This window comes from Psychrobacter sp. 4Bb (genome assembly GCF_002836735.1).
Classification (GTDB): domain Bacteria; phylum Pseudomonadota; class Gammaproteobacteria; order Pseudomonadales; family Moraxellaceae; genus Psychrobacter.
Genome location: NZ_PJAS01000073.1, coordinates 12,351 through 28,960, shown reverse-complemented (window position 1 = coordinate 28,960; position 16,610 = coordinate 12,351). Strand labels below are relative to the sequence as shown.

The 16,610-nt window shown below is 44.5% G+C and carries 12 protein-coding genes; 6 read left to right on the top strand and 6 right to left on the bottom strand.

Annotated elements, in window-relative coordinates; all coding sequences use genetic code 11:
- Positions 1-144: 144 nt before the first annotated feature.
- Complete coding sequence (locus CXF60_RS11605) at positions 145-1,047, top strand: acyl-CoA thioesterase (RefSeq protein ID WP_057761915.1); 903 nt, start codon at positions 145-147, stop codon at positions 1,045-1,047.
- Positions 1,048-1,135: 88 nt separating this feature from the next.
- On the opposite strand, the gene mutY is transcribed toward CXF60_RS11605, so the two are convergent.
- The 5 genes from mutY to CXF60_RS11580 all read right to left on the bottom strand — a co-directional run bounded on the left by mutY (position 1,136) and on the right by CXF60_RS11580 (position 8,714).
- Positions 1,136-2,386 carry an A/G-specific adenine glycosylase gene (mutY, locus tag CXF60_RS11600; RefSeq protein WP_102092073.1) on the bottom strand — a complete coding sequence of 417 codons (1,251 nt, stop codon included), beginning with the start codon at positions 2,384-2,386 and terminating at the stop codon, positions 1,136-1,138.
- Positions 2,387-2,527: 141 nt separating this feature from the next.
- Positions 2,528-3,466 (bottom strand): GIY-YIG nuclease family protein, encoded by a 939-nt coding sequence (locus tag CXF60_RS11595; protein ID WP_102092072.1) that lies wholly within the window; start codon positions 3,464-3,466, stop codon positions 2,528-2,530.
- Positions 3,467-3,488: 22 nt separating this feature from the next.
- Positions 3,489-4,445 (bottom strand): ribosome biogenesis GTPase YlqF, encoded by a 957-nt coding sequence (gene ylqF / locus CXF60_RS11590; RefSeq protein WP_102092071.1) that lies wholly within the window; start codon positions 4,443-4,445, stop codon positions 3,489-3,491.
- A gap of 125 nt (positions 4,446-4,570) precedes the next feature.
- The gene (locus CXF60_RS11585) at positions 4,571-7,804 is read right to left on the bottom strand and encodes a DUF2339 domain-containing protein (RefSeq protein ID WP_102092070.1); all 3,234 of its coding nucleotides are present in this window, start codon (positions 7,802-7,804) and stop codon (positions 4,571-4,573) included.
- Between the two features lie 172 nt (positions 7,805-7,976).
- Positions 7,977-8,714, bottom strand: a complete 738-nt coding sequence (locus CXF60_RS11580; protein WP_102092069.1) for a dienelactone hydrolase family protein — start codon at positions 8,712-8,714, stop codon at positions 7,977-7,979.
- A gap of 235 nt (positions 8,715-8,949) precedes the next feature.
- Between CXF60_RS11580 and CXF60_RS11575 the strand changes: the two genes are divergently transcribed.
- The gene (locus CXF60_RS11575; RefSeq protein WP_228707124.1) at positions 8,950-9,477 is read left to right on the top strand and encodes a YcgN family cysteine cluster protein; all 528 of its coding nucleotides are present in this window, start codon (positions 8,950-8,952) and stop codon (positions 9,475-9,477) included.
- A 7-nt stretch (positions 9,478-9,484) separates the two neighbouring features.
- On the opposite strand, the gene CXF60_RS11570 is transcribed toward CXF60_RS11575, so the two are convergent.
- Positions 9,485-10,804 carry an Lnb N-terminal periplasmic domain-containing protein gene (locus tag CXF60_RS11570; protein ID WP_102092067.1) on the bottom strand — a complete coding sequence of 440 codons (1,320 nt, stop codon included), beginning with the start codon at positions 10,802-10,804 and terminating at the stop codon, positions 9,485-9,487.
- 289 nt (positions 10,805-11,093) lie between these two features.
- On the opposite strand from CXF60_RS11570, the gene CXF60_RS11565 reads away from it, so the two are divergent.
- The 4 genes from CXF60_RS11565 to CXF60_RS11550 all read left to right on the top strand — a co-directional run bounded on the left by CXF60_RS11565 (position 11,094) and on the right by CXF60_RS11550 (position 16,355).
- Complete coding sequence (locus CXF60_RS11565) at positions 11,094-11,993, top strand: CBS domain-containing protein (protein WP_057761902.1); 900 nt, start codon at positions 11,094-11,096, stop codon at positions 11,991-11,993.
- 276 nt (positions 11,994-12,269) lie between these two features.
- Entirely contained in the window at positions 12,270-13,844 is a 1,575-nt protein-coding gene (gene lnt, locus CXF60_RS11560; protein WP_102092066.1) for an apolipoprotein N-acyltransferase, read from the top strand.
- A gap of 192 nt (positions 13,845-14,036) precedes the next feature.
- On the top strand, positions 14,037-14,486 hold the full coding sequence (locus CXF60_RS11555) for a hypothetical protein (protein ID WP_102092065.1): 450 nt from the start codon (positions 14,037-14,039) through the stop codon (positions 14,484-14,486).
- Positions 14,487-14,786: 300 nt separating this feature from the next.
- Positions 14,787-16,355, top strand: coding sequence for a peptide MFS transporter (locus CXF60_RS11550; RefSeq protein WP_102092064.1), 1,569 nt, complete (start codon positions 14,787-14,789; stop codon positions 16,353-16,355).
- The last annotated feature ends 255 nt before the right edge of the window (positions 16,356-16,610 follow it).

Sequence of the window (16,610 nt, the reverse complement as noted above, 5' to 3'; positions counted from 1 at the left end):
ATGTTTGTATGTTTATTTTAAGGTCTCCTTCGACAGATCTTAACAAGTGATCTCGCATTATTTTACATTCAAATATGATGGCTATATGGCATCAATATCATCAGATGCTGAGCGTTTTTGATAAAAATAAGGAAACATATCGTCATGTCCGATAATCTACAACTGATTGATGAGCTGCTGGCTACTATCGCGCTTATTGAAGTTACCCCTGATGTGTTTGAGGGTAAAAGCCATGACTATGTGGGCAGTCGTATATTTGGTGGGCAAGTGCTCGCTCAAGCGATTATGGCAGCGGCGCATACATTAGATAAAGACAAACCTTGTCACTCACTGCATGGATATTTTTTGCGTGGTGGCGATATCAACCAACCAGTGATATACCAAGTCCGCCGATTGCGTGATGGTCGTAGCCTGTCTGCACGTGAAGTCACCGCTATTCAGTACAAAGAAGTACGTGGTAAGCCGCCTGTTGAGCAAGTGATATTTTCAATGATTGCCTCGTTTTCGCCGATGGAAGATGGGCTTGAGTATCAAGAAGACATGCCTGTCTATCCACCGCCAGAAGACTTGCTAACAGAGCAAGATTTAAAAGAAGAGAATGTCGGAAAAGTGCCAGAAGCACTAAAGGCAAGATTTATGCGCCGCCGTCATGTCGAGATTAAGCCAGTGAAGCCGCGTAATCCGATTAGCCCAGAACCTATGAAGCCTAAGCAAGCAAACTGGCTACGCATTCGTGAATTGGGCAATCAGCCAGTGGCTATTCAGCAAGCGTTATTGGCATTTTCGTCAGACTTTTATTTGGTTGGCACAGGGCTGATGTCTCATGGTGTTAGCTTTATGACCAGTGGTCTGCAAGCTGCCAGTATCGATCACTCGATGCATTTCCATCGCGATTTTGATTTGAATAAATGGATGCTGTATGACATGTGGAGCGATACCACGTCTAATGCGAAAGGGTTAAACCATGGCCAGTTTTGGCAAGATGGCAAACTGGTCGCTACCGTGCAACAAGAAGGTCTGATGCGCTTGCGTGTGCCAAAGTCTTAGAGTGCTGTAGGCTCAGCTGCCTTTAGATTGTCATTATAAAAAAGCGACTCGTTATTAATAATGAGTCGCTTTTTTTTATTCCAACTTTTTACTCTAAGATCTTAACCATCGCGCGAGGTAGCCCTAGGCTGTCCTGCGCTTTTTGTTCGGTTAGCCATTTAAAGTCAATTTCAGCCGCTGCTAACTTCTGATTTAACTCAGTTACCTGCGTCGCATTAATTGTTAATTTACGCGGGGTCAGATACCAGTGAAAATGCGTCAGTGAATGCTTGATAGGGGCGTCATCGAGTAAAGTATTGCTGACTGATTTTGCCACCAGTTCATTTTTTATGAGCCACTCATTAATGATTTGCTCAGCAGTGGTAAACTCTGCTTCGTATACTTCTTCATTACTACGGACATCGTTTACTGTGTTTGATGGCTTATCATCGCTAGCTAGCGTCTTTTTAACAGTAGCCTTAGTGTTCGCTTTACCATCAACCTTTTCTACGAACTGTAATGGCAAACTCCATAATCCACCCCAGATACCATTGTCAGGGCGTTGTAGCCATAGTATGTCACCATCTACACTTTCGATTAGCAGTGCATCGCTAAACTTACTTGGCTTTGGCTGCTTTTTTGCTTTGACGGGATAATCAGTCTCGCGCCCTTGCGCATGGGCTAGGCAGTCTTCTTTCAATGGACATAATAGACACGCAGGCTTGCTACGGGTACATAATGTCGCGCCCATATCCATCATGGCTTGCGCAAACAATCCTGAGTTTTCTGTCGGTGTCAGTCGCTCTGCCAATGCCCATAAATCTTTGGTGGTAGCAGATTTGGTGATATCGCCGTCAATTGCAGCCCAACGTGTCAGCACTCGTTTGACATTACCATCGCAGATGACGCCATAATGATGTAATCCCATCGCCATAATCGCGCCAGCAGTAGATGGCCCAACGCCCGAAATCGCCTCCCATCCTGCTAGTGTCTGCGGAAAGTCCCCCGTTTCATCGATGACCTCAACCAACTGCTTAGCACCTTTATGTAAATTACGTGCGCGTGCATAGTAGCCAAGCCCTGCCCAATGCTCTGCTACGGTATCCCATTCTGCTGCGGCCAAGTCCTGCACGGTTGGAAACGACGCCATAAAGCGTGCAAAGTAGGGCAGTACGGTAGTCACTTGAGTTTGCTGAAGCATCACTTCTGATAGCCAGACGATATAAGGGTTGGGCGTATCGGTTTGGTGCTGTTGCCAAGGTAAGTCATGGCGACCGTTTTCGGCAAACCAATCTAGTAGGCGCGGGGCGAAGGAGTTTAGAGCAGTAGGTGATTGAGAGAATTGAGTAGGCAAAAGCATTCCTTGTAAGTTGAACAGGGATATATAGAGTTTGGAGTTGGCAAGCGAGAAGGTAAATAGATAAAACTATTTAACAATATATGAGGCTTAATTGTTTATAAATAAAGGGGATAGATAGTATCACTATAGAGAAGTAAGAGTTTATCGATAGACACTGTCTAAAGTCTCACCCAATTCATTTTTCCACTCAATCCATCCGTTGGTCGAACGTCCTGATACTAGTGCGCTAGCTCCACTGGGTGTTTTAAGTAAATGGTTTTCAGTGAGTTTATAGCTTTTAGCATTTACGGTGACGAGTTTGCCGCTACTGAGTAGACTCTCTTTCAATTTAGCTACGAATGGTGGAGCTGATGATGTTTGTGTCTGTCGTATGAGAGAACCTGCTAATATTACAAAGCCATCGTCGTCATAGTATCCTTTAGCATCACCGTCTTTTGCCTTATAGTAAAACAGGGATGGAACAGGTTTTGTTGGAGCTTCATCGATTATTTGAGCGACTTTAACAATGGTGGAATCAGTCGATTTGTTTTTATAAGGCTTGTGGCTATAAGAGCTATCATGAATAGCAAAGGACTCGAAAATAGGCTGTCCTAAGGTGGATAGTAAAACGTCAAGGGTGTGGAACAATTCCTCGCAATCAGCTTTTAATGGGTCAGGTGTATGTGGTTTATTACCATTATTTCCATTTTTTAGTTCGTAACGACCCACCTCAATGGCAGTTGCGATAGCTTTATGTTCCATATATAGCGCATGGGTTTGTGTCATAGAGTTATTGGTTGAGAGCATGACAAAAGCCCGTGTCCAGAAATCTTTGTCATCATGTTGATTAAGACGTCTTTTAAGATCGCCAGTTTGTCCAACATAAAGTAACGGCTTCTCTATACTATCGGTATCACCAATCAAAAAATACAAACCAACTTGATTGGCATCGGGCATCGCAAAAAAGTCGTCAATGTGGATACGTGGGATTTCAATCAATCTTACTGTGCGAGTAGTCATCTCTGCCAAACGCAACCCACGAGGGTTACCTTTTGGCAGATAAATTTGGATGGTTTTAGCTGATGGTATTAAAGGATTCATAGTAGCTTATATTATTGGATGTCTACTTCCGATTCTTCCGCGTTTTCAAACGACGTAAGCGCTTTTCTTCCTCTTTCGCCTTTTTCTTCTCTTCAGCAGCGAGTCGTTGTTCAGCGACGACGATTTCTTCCGCTTCAGTCATCGCTGGTGTTTCTAGCGTGATGCGACCAATCTTTGCGCTACGCAGCTCGTTAATCAGAATCTCAGACATACGGTACGTATCGACTTGATTGCCAGCGCGTACACAGCCGCGATTACGTCCAGCGACTTCAAAGAACTCCCAATCAGTCTTTGGCAGCTCTTCAATTTTATAGCGAGTTTTTAGCAGCTCAGGATAGGCTTGCATCAAGTACTCAGCGGTATAGCTGGCTACATCAGCGAAATCAAAAGCAGTATCACGGATACCGCCAGTCGCTGCGAGACGATAGCCAGAGTTTTCGTTTTCAACTTTTGGCCATAGCATGCCAGGCGTGTCATAGAGCATGATGTCATCGTCCAGCTTAATCAGCTGCTGCGATTTGGTCACGGCAGGTTCATCACCGGTTCTGGCCACAGCGCGCCCTGCTAAGGTGTTAATCAACGTTGATTTGCCAACGTTTGGAATACCCATAATCATGGCTTTGATTTGACGACCCGTACCGACTTTATTAGGTACGAGATGCTTACAGATGGCGATGATGCGTTTTACATCATTGGCTTTTTCAGTATCGCAAGCGATGGCTTTGACCCCATCTTGCTGCTCGAGATAATCCATCCATGCTTGAGTCAACTCAGGATCGGCAAGGTCAGCTTTGTTCAGGATTTTGATAACAGGTTTTTCGCCGCGCAGTGCTGCGACCATTGGGTTTTCACTACTATATGGAATACGCGCATCGATGACCTCGATGACCAAATCCATCTGCGGCATGACTTCTTTGATTTCGTTACGGGCTTTGTTCATATGCCCAGGGAACCACTGAATACTTGCTCTCTTATCCATCTGCTTTCATAACCTTTTATAAAAAATGCTAAAAGTAAAACAATCAACGTTTACTTTCTAATGATGTCCAGTTTACTACAGAACCACCTTACTCACGGCACAATTTCACCCAACCTGATTTGTCATTATGCTTGATTTTGGTTTTCTGTTTCCTCGTGCGCTGGTGGTAATGGGGCGAGATAGCCAATTAATAGTATTAAACTGCCTGCGCCAAGGAAGGATATCACTCGCCAAATTGCCTCAGTCTGTGACAAATCTACCAAGACCAGCTTGAGTACGACGATACCTAACAACCCAATACCCATAAACCAAAGCGCACGCTGCCAATAGCGACTCGCCATGATGGTGGCGACCAAGGCTAAAAGCGTCCATAAAATCGTCAGTCCAGTTTGTACCTGCTCGCTTTGCCATGCGCCGCCTTGATAGTCATTCCAAAGTGGTGTGCCAATAAAGGCATGTAGCGTTCTGACCAACATGCTGGAAATCAACCAAAAGCTGATCAGTCCCAATATAATTAGCAAATTCTCAGCGGTAAATACGCGCTTAGATTTGGCAGCTGTACTCGACTCGATAACGGTATCATTGTGGCGACGTTGGCTGATGTAATACAGACTAAAGCCAACTGATAGCGTCAGCCAAGATGTGATGTCATATAGGTTGAACAATGGAAAATAAGACAGTCCCCAAATCACACCGTCATAAGACCAATTCGTAAAGACAACCCACAGTAAAGCAATGGGAGCAAAGATGGTAGCGCATCCTAATAGTGCCTGTTGCCAATCAAACCAGTACAGTAGACCTTGTTCTGAAGCTTTATTGGTCGATGTATTTTCTGCATTTTGACTGAAATACCGAAGATTGAACCACAACCCAAATAATATGAGTACTGCTGAAAACAAGAAAGCCATTACGCCATCAGAGTCTGGTAGACCATAATGCGCCGCGGCAGCAACAATTAATATGCCTGTACCTAGCCAGCTTGCAGTAGTATAACGTGAGATATTGTTGTTATCAGACCATGTATCAGACCATGTTTTTAGCCATAGCTGACCCATGACTAACCAGCCGATTATTAAGCCTATGAATACCAACCATTCCGCTGTTGCCCATGTTAAATTTCGCTCAAATTTTTGTGGCAGTTGCAGTACTAGCATGAAGTAGAACAGGGCCAATAATCCATGACTAAGCTGTCTAATTTCTGCCCACGGACGATAGCGATTGATGACCCAATAAGTGATCAAGCTGATGAGTGCTGCCAGTGCAATTACCATCGTGCTTGATTGCCAGATATCAAACCAATGATGTAAATCAAGCATTAGTACTTGTAGCATCCAAGCCATCGCGGTCAATGTCAAAAATTTGATGAATCTAGGGCTGTGCCAAACGAATTTGAATACGCGGCTCTGACTATTGACAGAAGTTAGCCATTGCTGCGCGGCTTGCGTACTGACACCCAGCGCACGCGCATAGCCAGTCAATACATCTGATGTGCCGTCCAATGTTTGTGATTGTAGGACTGAGGATTGAGATTGGATGACCGAGGATTTTGTAGGAGCTTTATTGTTAAGGCTATTAAGTTTGTTACTACTATCTAAGCTATTAAGCAGCACAGCAGGGGAGTTGCTAGCGCGTAAGATAAAGACGGTCGCCAGATAGCTGAGGGCTGAAATACTAAAGGCTAAAACGGGATAGTCTTCGATAGAGAATATCGCTGTCGTTACTAGTATAACAATACTGACGAGCTGCAATAGTAAGCCGAATAACACCGACCAAGACCGCAGCGAACGCCTGCCAAACCATACTAGCGCCAATCCTTGTACAGACCAACCAAAAGCAATCCATTCAGCATCTAGCGCCAGCGGAATAACGAGCGCAAAAAATCCTAACCCTAACGCCAGCATGCCTTCGGTGATTAAAGCATAGCGTCTACTGCGCTGGATGAACAACCAGCCTAAGCCAAGATAAACCGTAGCCAAAATGGCACTGGTAATCGTGAGGGCGTTAGAGATGTCGTTTAGTAAGGCAGAAAATAAACCAAAGGCCAGTAGCGGTACTGAAAACAGTAAACCCGTATCAATGGGGAATACATAGGAGCTGCCTACATGGGCTTTGTCCAAGTGTTTTGTATTATCTGTATTGTCAGCATGACTGAGGTCTTTTTTGTTTAGCGCATTATAGGTGATGATTTGCTGCGCATAACGAATGACGACAAACAAGTAAAGCAGCCAGTGTAAGGTTACTAATGCTACCAATGACCAGCGCTGCGTTTCAATGACGGCGCTCAGGTTTTCGCTGATACCACAATAGTATGCCAAGCCAAATGTCACAGTCACACCGAATAGATTTAATATTTTCCACGGTCGATAATGAGCAATGACGGCAATGGTGACGTTTAGCAGTAGATAATAGCTAAATAAGGTGACCAAGCTGCCAGTATCGTCACTGGTCAAAATCGGTGCAAAAAATCCACCTGATAATGCCAGTAATGCTAACGGGAAAGCGTTTTGACGTACGGCGAGAGCAATGGTAATGGCAGACAATGACCCAAGCCCGATAAAGCTTGGGATACTAGGAATGATTTCATAAACACTGTAAGCAAAAAAGGTACTTAGATAGGCAATTGCTAAGCCTGCGCCTTGTAGCGTAATCCCATATGAGAAGCGTTTTTCCGTCAGCTTTAACCCAAGCGCTGCCAATGCTAACCCTGTAACGCCAACTGCTAGCAACTTTGTGGCAATCGAAATTTCGATATATTCGCTTAATAAGCGAAGCAGGAGCACCACACCTACCAATAGCACCAATACGCCGACTCGCACGACCAAGTTGCCACCGAAAAACCAGTTTTTGATTGAATGAATCAGTGAGGTCACAATAGGCAATGAGCGTTCATCTGGCTCAATCGGTGCGGTAGACGCCGTGTTTTTAGTATTTATCGAGGCGTTATCGTCTATATATTTATCGTCATAGATGTTTGATGCTGCAGGTGTGGTCGAGTTTGAAGCAACGGTAGGAAGCGGTGGTGGTGATACAGGCAGCCGATTATCTGCAGAAGAATGTTGTGAGTCAAAAGTTATTTCTTTAGCATCATGGTCTTTAGCGTCACTGTCTTTAGGAACATTGTCTTTAAGATCATTATCGTCAGTAGTAGTATTGCGTGCGTAATTGCTTCCATCGACGAAAGGTGCAGACGGAGGCGTCATACTACGATGTCTTTGCTGCTCCAGCTTAGCTTGCAGCGTCGTCACATCGCGGCGTAGATGCTCGATTTTTCGAGCTATCCTAGTATATAACGCGACCACCACGATCAATAGAATCGTAAAAGCCAGCCAGCCCAACTGGGTCACCATTAGATACAACATCTTCGTCACTCAATCCAGTTTATAGTAAAGTGATAATGACGTGATTTAATAAGAAGCACAAGACTACTCTGATTACTGGGCTAAAAGACAGGTGCTAAAACGACACTCAAGATAAAAGGGTAGCTTAATAATTAAGCTACCCTTTTTAATAGTCTTTATACCAAATCGTTTCTTATGCTAAATTGGCTTTCATAAACTCAAGCATGTTTTCCCAGCTTTGTTTAGCAGCGGCTTCATTGTAGCCAAGATCTACTTCATTTTTGGCTGCGCGCTCATCGGCGTGCGGATTGGTAAAGCCATGTTTGGCATTGTCATAGACGTCGATAGTGTAGTCAACATCGGCTGCGTCTAGCTCAGATTTTAGACCTTCGATAGCATCCATTGATACCATTGAGTCATCACGGCCATGAGCGACCAACACTTTTGCTGCAAAGTTTTTGTCTGCTGGCTGTTTTGGGGTTGGGTTACCATGGAACGTGGCAACGGCTTTTAGCGGCATGCCTTCGCGAGCCATATCTAGTACAACTTTACCACCGAAGCAATAACCGATTGCGCCTAGGTTGTCACCATCGACTGATAACTGATCGCTAAAATCATTGAGAATTAAGCGGCAGCGTGCCATTAGCATGTCTTGATCGGCCAGTACTTGCTCCATCCACATGTTTGCCATTGCTGCATCAGTGGTTAGTTTGCCTTCACCGTAAACGTCCATAGCGACTGCTGCATAACCTGCCTCTGCCAAGCGCTCAACCACTGATTTTGGATGATCAACCACGCCCCACCATTCTGGTGCAACCAAGATACCTGCTGCTGGATTTTCATCTGAAGCGTTCTCTGGTAGTGCTACATAACTGATAAGTTCTACACCATTCTCGGTAGTACTGATTAATTCAAACGTCTTAATTGACATATTATTGTCCTTTTTTATGTTGTGAGTTTTAATTATTCGTCATTGTGATGGTTCGTTTTTCTAACTCGTACTACCTTAACGCCCATGTCTAGCAAAAACAGCTATAATACTGTAACGCTCTTTATCAAAATGCTACTGCGACTTTATGACTATAAATTTGTTAAACAAAAATAATGACCAATCTGACTTGAACCCAGGTCTCGATGCAGCGGCCACGCCTGCGCAACCGGTCACTTTGTTCCCTGATAGTACCGATGTCGATTCTAATGCTAGTTCTAAGTCTGAGCCACTACGTCCGCAGTTCTGGTCGCGATTTTCATTAACAGAACTAAACCATAGCGAGTGGGAAGCACTGTGTGATGGTTGCGGCAGTTGTTGCTTGATTAAGTACATCGACGAAGATGAAAGTGGCAATGTGGATGAGGAGATGGTCGAATATACCGATGTCACCTGCCAGCTGATGGACTGCGCGACAGGATATTGCAGTCACTATGCAACGCGTCAGGAGCACGTGCCAGACTGTATTCAGCTGACTATGGACAACTTGCCCAAGATGATGTGGCTACCATCGCACTGCGCCTACAAACGTCTGTATAAAGGGCAGGACTTACCAAGTTGGCATTTATTATTGACTGGGGATGCTGTGTTGACACAACAACAGATGCGAGCGGCCAACGTGGGCGTCGCTGGTCGCTGTGTCACGGAAATCGGTATGTCTGATGAAGAAATGGAGACACGGGTGGTTAACTGGGTTAATCCTTAGTCTACAGTTAGTTAGATGCCTGAGCAGTAGACTTGGCCTTTGCTTCAGCACTTGCTTGCGAGTCAGCCAATGGCGGGATAGGAATATCCTGACGAATCTGCTTGGAGAACTCGTGGCTATTGACTACGCTGCTGCCTGCTAAATTATCAAAACCACGCACTTTTGGATTGATATGAGTGCGCTCGTACCAAGTATCCATCGACCAATTCTGCGCGCCGCTGTTGGGCTTGGCGTCGAGCATACCGACATCGTATAGATAGTTTGGCAGCCACCCAGAGACCCAAATCCGATAATCCCATGGCAAACGCTCGCCACTGACGATACGCGCCATATAAAAAATAATATTGGTACAGTTGCTGATTAATGTATTGTACCAAGCAGGTTTAGCGTTCAAATCATCAGCCGCCGTTAGATAAGATTCAAATAGCGACCTCACTTCATGCTGTTGCAAATTGCTAATAGGAAACAGATAAACCTGCTCGCCGCGCGCATTGCTGCGCGTATAGATAATATCACGCTCCTCGCTAGCAATCAGGCTAAGCTCATAACGCCGAAAAAACCCAGCCAGCGCCGAAAAAGACTCGCCGTCTTCTTTACGTATCTCAAATGAGAAGGCAAGTGGTCTATCATCTTCGAATCGAAAGCTAACCAAGGTATGAGCAATCAGCGGACCCATCCAATAAGAATTGGTCACGTCAACGCCAGAGAGTTTAGACAAATCAATCGTACGGGTATCCCAATGCTCGGTAGCGTCTTCTTCAGTTCGCCAATCAAAGTTACGGACATTGGTTAAGGTAATCAAGTCAGGGTTAGTCGCATCACGCTTATAGGAGACTCGCTGGTCGACCTCAGCCATCCATTCTCGATCTTGTTTCGGTTCGATAGAAAAAAACCAACCTAGACCCACGAGCCAAACAGCGCCATATATACCGATAAGCAGCTTAGTTGCTGTGCCTTTGCTAATTGATTTTTTATTAGATAGTGAGTCACTGTGCAATACTCTTGTGACGACATCCCAATAACGTGTACTTAGCAGCGCAGCTAATATGCCTACAATTGCTATTGTCGCAAGCCAAGTTAATACTGAGCTGACGCCGTATTGATACCAAATCGCGAGTAATAACCATAGCGCTGATAACAATAACGTAACGGCAATTAAAAAAGTCACAAGACGCTGGCGCCATGTAGGCTTTGGCTGTTTACGTTCTAATGTTTTGCGTTTTAAGTCCAGACTCTCCAAACCATGACTGTCTAAGCCACGACTGTCTGACAGTCGACTACGCGTATGCGACGAGAGTAAGCGAGAAAAAACGGAACGTAGCGACATAGGGTTTGCTTTGATAAATAAAGGCTTTGACCATAGCAAAGTTTATAACACGCTGACAATACAATTTGAGTGAATTTGTCGTTGAATGTCGGTGAGCCTTGCGATAAAGTGAAGCTAATTTGTACTAGCAAATTTGTTATTCATGCATTAATTAATAACAAACCAGCCGTTTTATTTGCTACTTTTATCCCCATCTAGGCTCTACTTGTTTTTTTTATTGAGTATTGTTCGTTTTTCCATTGAATACTATTCTAATTTTTATTAACTAAAGAGGTTAAATCACACCACCATGTCTGACGACACTCCCAGCCCGAGTAGTTGGTCGATGCGCGGCTTAAAACGCTGGCTATCGACCGCCCCCGAAACCCGTGATGAATTGATTCGTCTGGTACAAGACTCGCGCCAGTTTTTAGAGCCTGATACTGTCGATATGTTAGAAGGCGTGCTAGATTTGCCTGCGACACAAGTCCGCGAAATCATGACACCGCGTCCGCAAGTGATTGGTCTGCACGAGAGCACCAGTCTTGCTGAAGTGATGGACATCATTCTTGAGACCACCCATTCGCGCTATCCTGTTTTTGACAGTCAAGACGATGATGCCGTCATCGGTATCTTATTGGCAAAAGACTTGATTCCGATTCTGGTACATATGGTTCGTAACCAAGAAGACAAAATTGACAGTAAGCGTCTCAGAGACTTGGTGCGCCAGCCGTTATATATCAGTGAGACGGCTCGTTCTGATACCTTGCTACGCTCATTGCAGCGCACCCAAGTACATATGGCGATTGTCGTTGATGAGTTTGGTAACTTTGGTGGTGTGGTCACCATGGAAGACTTGTTGGAAGAAATCGTTGGCGACATCGTCGATGAGCATGATGACTTTGATGAAGACAGCGATATCAATAACATCGTCCCTGATCCAGAAAAACCAAATACATGGCGTGTCCAAGCGTCTACGGTGATTGAAGACTGTAATGATGAGCTGGGTAGCCGTTTTGACGACACCGATGTCGATACGATGGGCGGTCTGGTCATGCAAGCACTTGGTTTCGTTGGTGATCTAGAAGGCGAGAGCGTCGTGATAGATGATTGGAAAATTACTATTACTGACGTAGAAGGGCGATTTATCCAAAATCTAGAGCTGACCAAAACCAATGCTGAGCAACAGATATTGATAGGCAGCCACTAGCTTGCTTATAGTGTCACGATAGTTGGTCAATGAATAAAACTTGTTAGCAAATTCAATAAAAAACACGATGAAAAATCGTGTTTTTTGCTTTCTGCCTTTTGGTCTTTAGAATGAGGTTTTAGCTACGCAAATTTACCCACTTGTAGGTTTTGACTGGTATCATGGGTGGGTTTTATTTGTGGCCCTGCATAAAGCATTGTGCAGTCAGGTTTTGCGTGAGTGTTATCTCATCGCTTAGCTGAGAAATTTTAGAAAATATGGTTTTGGATAACTGCTATGCGTCTGTCTACTGTTGATTTACAAAAACGTCTGAATCCCGATAAGCCAAAAGGTTTACACATGGGGCTGACGGTACTAATAGCTTGGCTGGCAGGGGCCGCTTTTATACTCGCGCTCGCGCCTTATGGTATTTGGCCCGTTGCCTTGGTATCACCTGCCATCTTATATGCGTTATTGGTACCAGCGATGACAGGTCGCCGCGCCTTTCTAATTGGTCAAGCGTACGGTACAGGGCTATGGTGTGTTGGCGCGTTTTGGCTATACACATCGATACACGTTTATGGCGATACACCCGCATGGCTTGCTTTGATTATGATTGCGCTCATGGGTCTAGGCATGGGCTTGTTCCATGGATTTTTGGCGCTCATCTTTAATCGTGTGGTCGGCAAGCAGCCGTTATCTTTTGCCGCCCTGTGGATACTCCAAGAGTGGATGAAAACGTGGCTGTTTACTGGTTTTCCTTGGCTATTCGTTGGTTATGCGTTTACTGAGCAGTACTGGTTGTCGTCGCTCGCGCCTGTGGCTGGTGTCTTTGCAGTTTCTTTCGTAGCGGTATTATTGGCTGCCAGTATCGTTGAGCTATTGCGTCGCCGCGGTGGCTATATGATTCCATCGATAGCATTGCTTATCATTAGTAGCGCGCTATGGTTGATTAATCCGCAATGGACCAAGCCAAAAGGAACCCCTGATTTATCGGTATCTTTGATTCAGGGTAATATCCCACAAGACCTAAAATGGCTCACCGAGTATCAGGTTGAGACGCTAAAAATCTATGCAACGTTGACTCGTGACGAGTGGGGGCGTGACATCGTGCTGTGGCCTGAATCGTCGATTCCTATGTTTCAGACAGAAGCTGTTGGTTTTATCAGTGAAATGGTCGCGATAGCCAAAGAGACTGACACGACATGGGTGACAGGTATTCCTTATAAGGATGAAGCAGCGTTTGATGCCAGTACAGATAAATATCCGCCGTTCTACAATAGCGTGGTAGCGCTAGGGGCACAGGCAGAAGGGCTTTATAAAAAGCAACGTCTAGTGCCATTTGGGGAATATATTCCATTCCAAGGCGTGCTCGATATTCTGCCAAACCTAGCAGGTAGCCAAGACATTATGAGCTATAGTCGCGGCAGTGATCAGCAGTCACCGTTGCGTGTGCGAGGGCACAATCTAGGTGCAGCCATCTGTTACGAAGTGGCCTATCCAGATACCACGCGCAAAAACGCGATTGGTACGGATTTCTTGTTAACCATCTCAAACGATGCTTGGTTTGGTACGTCGGCAGGCCCACTACAGCATCTACAGATGGTACAGATGCGCGCGCTCGAAAACGGTCGCTGGTTTATGCGAGCGACCAACACAGGTGTGACAGCTATCATTGACCACAAAGGTCGTATCGTAGAACGTGCACCGCAGTTTGAACGTACTGTATTGCGCGGTGATATTCAGGCACGAGTTGGCAATACGCCATTCATGCGCTTTGGTCAATATCCTATTTTGTTTATCATGACACTGTTACTAATACTCAGCTATTTGGGTAAACGTACGAAGGCTCCAGTACGTTTGGTTAAGTAGTATTGTTAAGTAAGATGTGTTGATAGCGAATAATAGATAACTGATTAAGTAGTTAGCTGTCACAAGTGCCAAAAAAGAATAGTTAAATTGTGGATAATAAACCCTTTAAATACTTAAGGGTTTTCACAAATCAGTATAAATTGCGATATAATAGGTCAATATTTCAAATATTTTGTGCAAGGTGGATAAGGTATGTCAGAAGGTATCGTTAATAACAATCCAAAAAAAGAGCTGTTATTCGCTTTAGGTGGCATTGCCATGTTCTTAGGTATTGTCTTACTTATTGGTGTTTCTGCATTTTTGCGTCCAGCAGGCGAGCATATCACTGCTGAGACAACTGAAGCATCAGCTGCGGCAGATGAAGCAGAAGCTACTGCTACTGAAGAAGAAGCGGCTCCAGCCGATGCAGAAGCTGCAACAACAGAAGAAGCGTCAGATGCTACAGCGCCTGATACTGCAGCAGATGCAACCGTAACACCAGCGGCAGATGCGGATAGTGCAGTTGTCACCGCAGAAGCTGGTACAGCAACGGCATCTGGTACTGTAAGCCAAGCCGCTGTTGCCGATGCTGATTTGACAGCTGAGCAAGCGGATGGTGACTTAGAGGCTGGTGAAGCTACTGAAGAGACCGCAGCACAGTAAGCTGTAGTATGACTGTGTAAATGATCTAAAATAGTGCTACTTAATTATAAAATGAGTCTTATTATGAAGTCTCTATCAACAGTGCTATAAGCATAATGATACAGTTCTAAATAGTCATAAAAAGAGCCCGTTCTCAACCATTGAGAGCGGGCTTTTTTTTATGAGTATTTGTGTAATTTTTGACCAACTTTTTCTTTACTTGATTATAACCAAGTGAAACAATGTTCCGCCTATATGACCGTCCATCTGGATAATCAGGGGTTTGGTCATTACAAATATGATCTTTAAAGGAATAAAGTTATGGGCACAGAAACAAATTCGGGGGCTAGTGCAGCAGAGTTAGAAGCTCTAGACAATGGCTTTATGGGACATCCTGCGCCCTTACGCTCATTGTTTTTTACCGAAATGTGGGAGCGGTTCTCCTATTATAGTATTCGTCCACTATTGGTTTTATTTATGGTGGCAACAGTGAGCAGTGGCGGTTTTGGCTTTAGTGAAGTCACCGCTTCTGCTATTTATGGTATTTTTGCGGGTTCGTTATACTTAGCAGCAGTACCAGGTGGTTGGCTAGCAGATAACTGGCTAGGTCAAGAGCGTGCGCTGTGGTGGGGTAGTATCATTATTGCCCTTGGTCACTTGTGTATCGCGCTTTCAGCGATGTTTGGTATGACGCTTTTCTTCGTTGGTTTAATCTGTATTGTCTTGGGCTCAGGGTTATTTAAGACCTGTATCTCAGTGATGGTTGGCGCCTTATACCCCAAAGGCGACTCTCGCCGTGATGGCGGTTTTACCTTGTTTTATATGGGCATTAACATCGGTGCGTTATTAGCAGCACTTATCGTTGGCGTATTCAAAGAAAAAGGCATGTGGCATGTCGGCTTTGGCGTTGGTGGTTTGGGTATGCTGGTCTCATTACTGATTTATCGTTTTGTCGCGCAAAAGAACTTAACACGTTATGCACGCGCCAAAGGTATCTCAGCCGAGTGGGAAAAATCTAACGACCATTACAAAAACATCGGTCGCTGGGTTGGTGGTTTCGTTGCGTTGCTAGTAGCCGCAGTGCTACTAGTGTCTACTGGCATGATATCGTTTAATCCTGAGATGGTTGCAGAGTATATGACGTACATCATTGCTGCGGTGGTTATCTTATATTTCGCTATTATGTTTATTTCACCGCGATTGGATAAGACTGATAAGTTACGCTTGTTAATTTGCTTTGTTTTAATCATTGGCTCGACGCTATTTTGGTCAAGTTTTGAGCAGCAGCCAACATCTTTTAACTTATTTGCTGATCGTTATACCGATCTGAATGTTTTAGGATTTGAGATACCGAGTATCTGGTTCCAGTCATTGAACCCACTATTTATTTTAATATTGGCACCTATCGTTAGTATTATCTGGGTTAAGCTTGGTAACCGAGGTCTTGAGCCTAGCAGTATGGCTAAGTTTGCACTCGGTATGCTACTGGCAGCCGCAGGTTTCGCCTTGATGATTTTTGCTTCAAAAAGCATTTTAGCGCCTGGTGCTGGCTTGGCATCGCCGCTATGGTTGGTAGGTAGTTTATTATTATTGACGCTAGGTGAGTTAGCATTAAGCCCAGTTGGGTTATCTGCCATGACTAAGCTGGCGCCAGAGGGTATGCAAGGCCAAATGATGGGCCTGTTTTTTGCTTCTATCGCTATGGGTAACTTGGTTGCTGCTTTCTTTGGTGGGCATGTATCTGCTGATAAAATCGAAGGCTTACCAGGTCTATTTACTACCATGACCATCTTCTTGGTAGTTACCGCTGTACTACTATTGATACTAGCAAAACCTATTAATAAGATGCTTAAAGAAAGCGAGCATGAGAAACAATTGGCCAAGCAATAAGATAATCTGATGTACATTTGTGATTAACAACAGCACAAGTGACACATGATGAGACGTGTTACCATTACTGGTAGCACGTTTTATTGTTTTAGTTGGTGGGATATTTAGCACAAAGCTATTGAAAGCTTATTATCCGCCCAAACATCTAATGATAGGGCACCGTAAACCCCGGTGACGCAATATTAATTTCAATTTTCTACTCTCAATAAGCGGATGCAGTTATCAACGAAAACACAGTTAGATAGCTAAATAAGT

Coding starts and splice junctions, on each gene's coding strand:
- CXF60_RS11585 (WP_102092070.1), bottom strand. CDS start 7,804: ATGTTGTATCTAATGGTGACCCAGTTGGGCTGGCTGGCTTTTACGATT.
- ylqF (WP_102092071.1), bottom strand. CDS start 4,445: ATGGATAAGAGAGCAAGTATTCAGTGGTTCCCTGGGCATATGAACAAA.
- CXF60_RS11550 (WP_102092064.1), top strand. CDS start 14,787: ATGGGCACAGAAACAAATTCGGGGGCTAGTGCAGCAGAGTTAGAAGCT.
- CXF60_RS11565 (WP_057761902.1), top strand. CDS start 11,094: ATGTCTGACGACACTCCCAGCCCGAGTAGTTGGTCGATGCGCGGCTTA.
- mutY (WP_102092073.1), bottom strand. CDS start 2,386: ATGCTTTTGCCTACTCAATTCTCTCAATCACCTACTGCTCTAAACTCC.
- CXF60_RS11605 (WP_057761915.1), top strand. CDS start 145: ATGTCCGATAATCTACAACTGATTGATGAGCTGCTGGCTACTATCGCG.
- CXF60_RS11595 (WP_102092072.1), bottom strand. CDS start 3,466: ATGAATCCTTTAATACCATCAGCTAAAACCATCCAAATTTATCTGCCA.
- CXF60_RS11570 (WP_102092067.1), bottom strand. CDS start 10,804: ATGTCGCTACGTTCCGTTTTTTCTCGCTTACTCTCGTCGCATACGCGT.
- lnt (WP_102092066.1), top strand. CDS start 12,270: ATGCGTCTGTCTACTGTTGATTTACAAAAACGTCTGAATCCCGATAAG.
- CXF60_RS11580 (WP_102092069.1), bottom strand. CDS start 8,714: ATGTCAATTAAGACGTTTGAATTAATCAGTACTACCGAGAATGGTGTA.
- CXF60_RS11555 (WP_102092065.1), top strand. CDS start 14,037: ATGTCAGAAGGTATCGTTAATAACAATCCAAAAAAAGAGCTGTTATTC.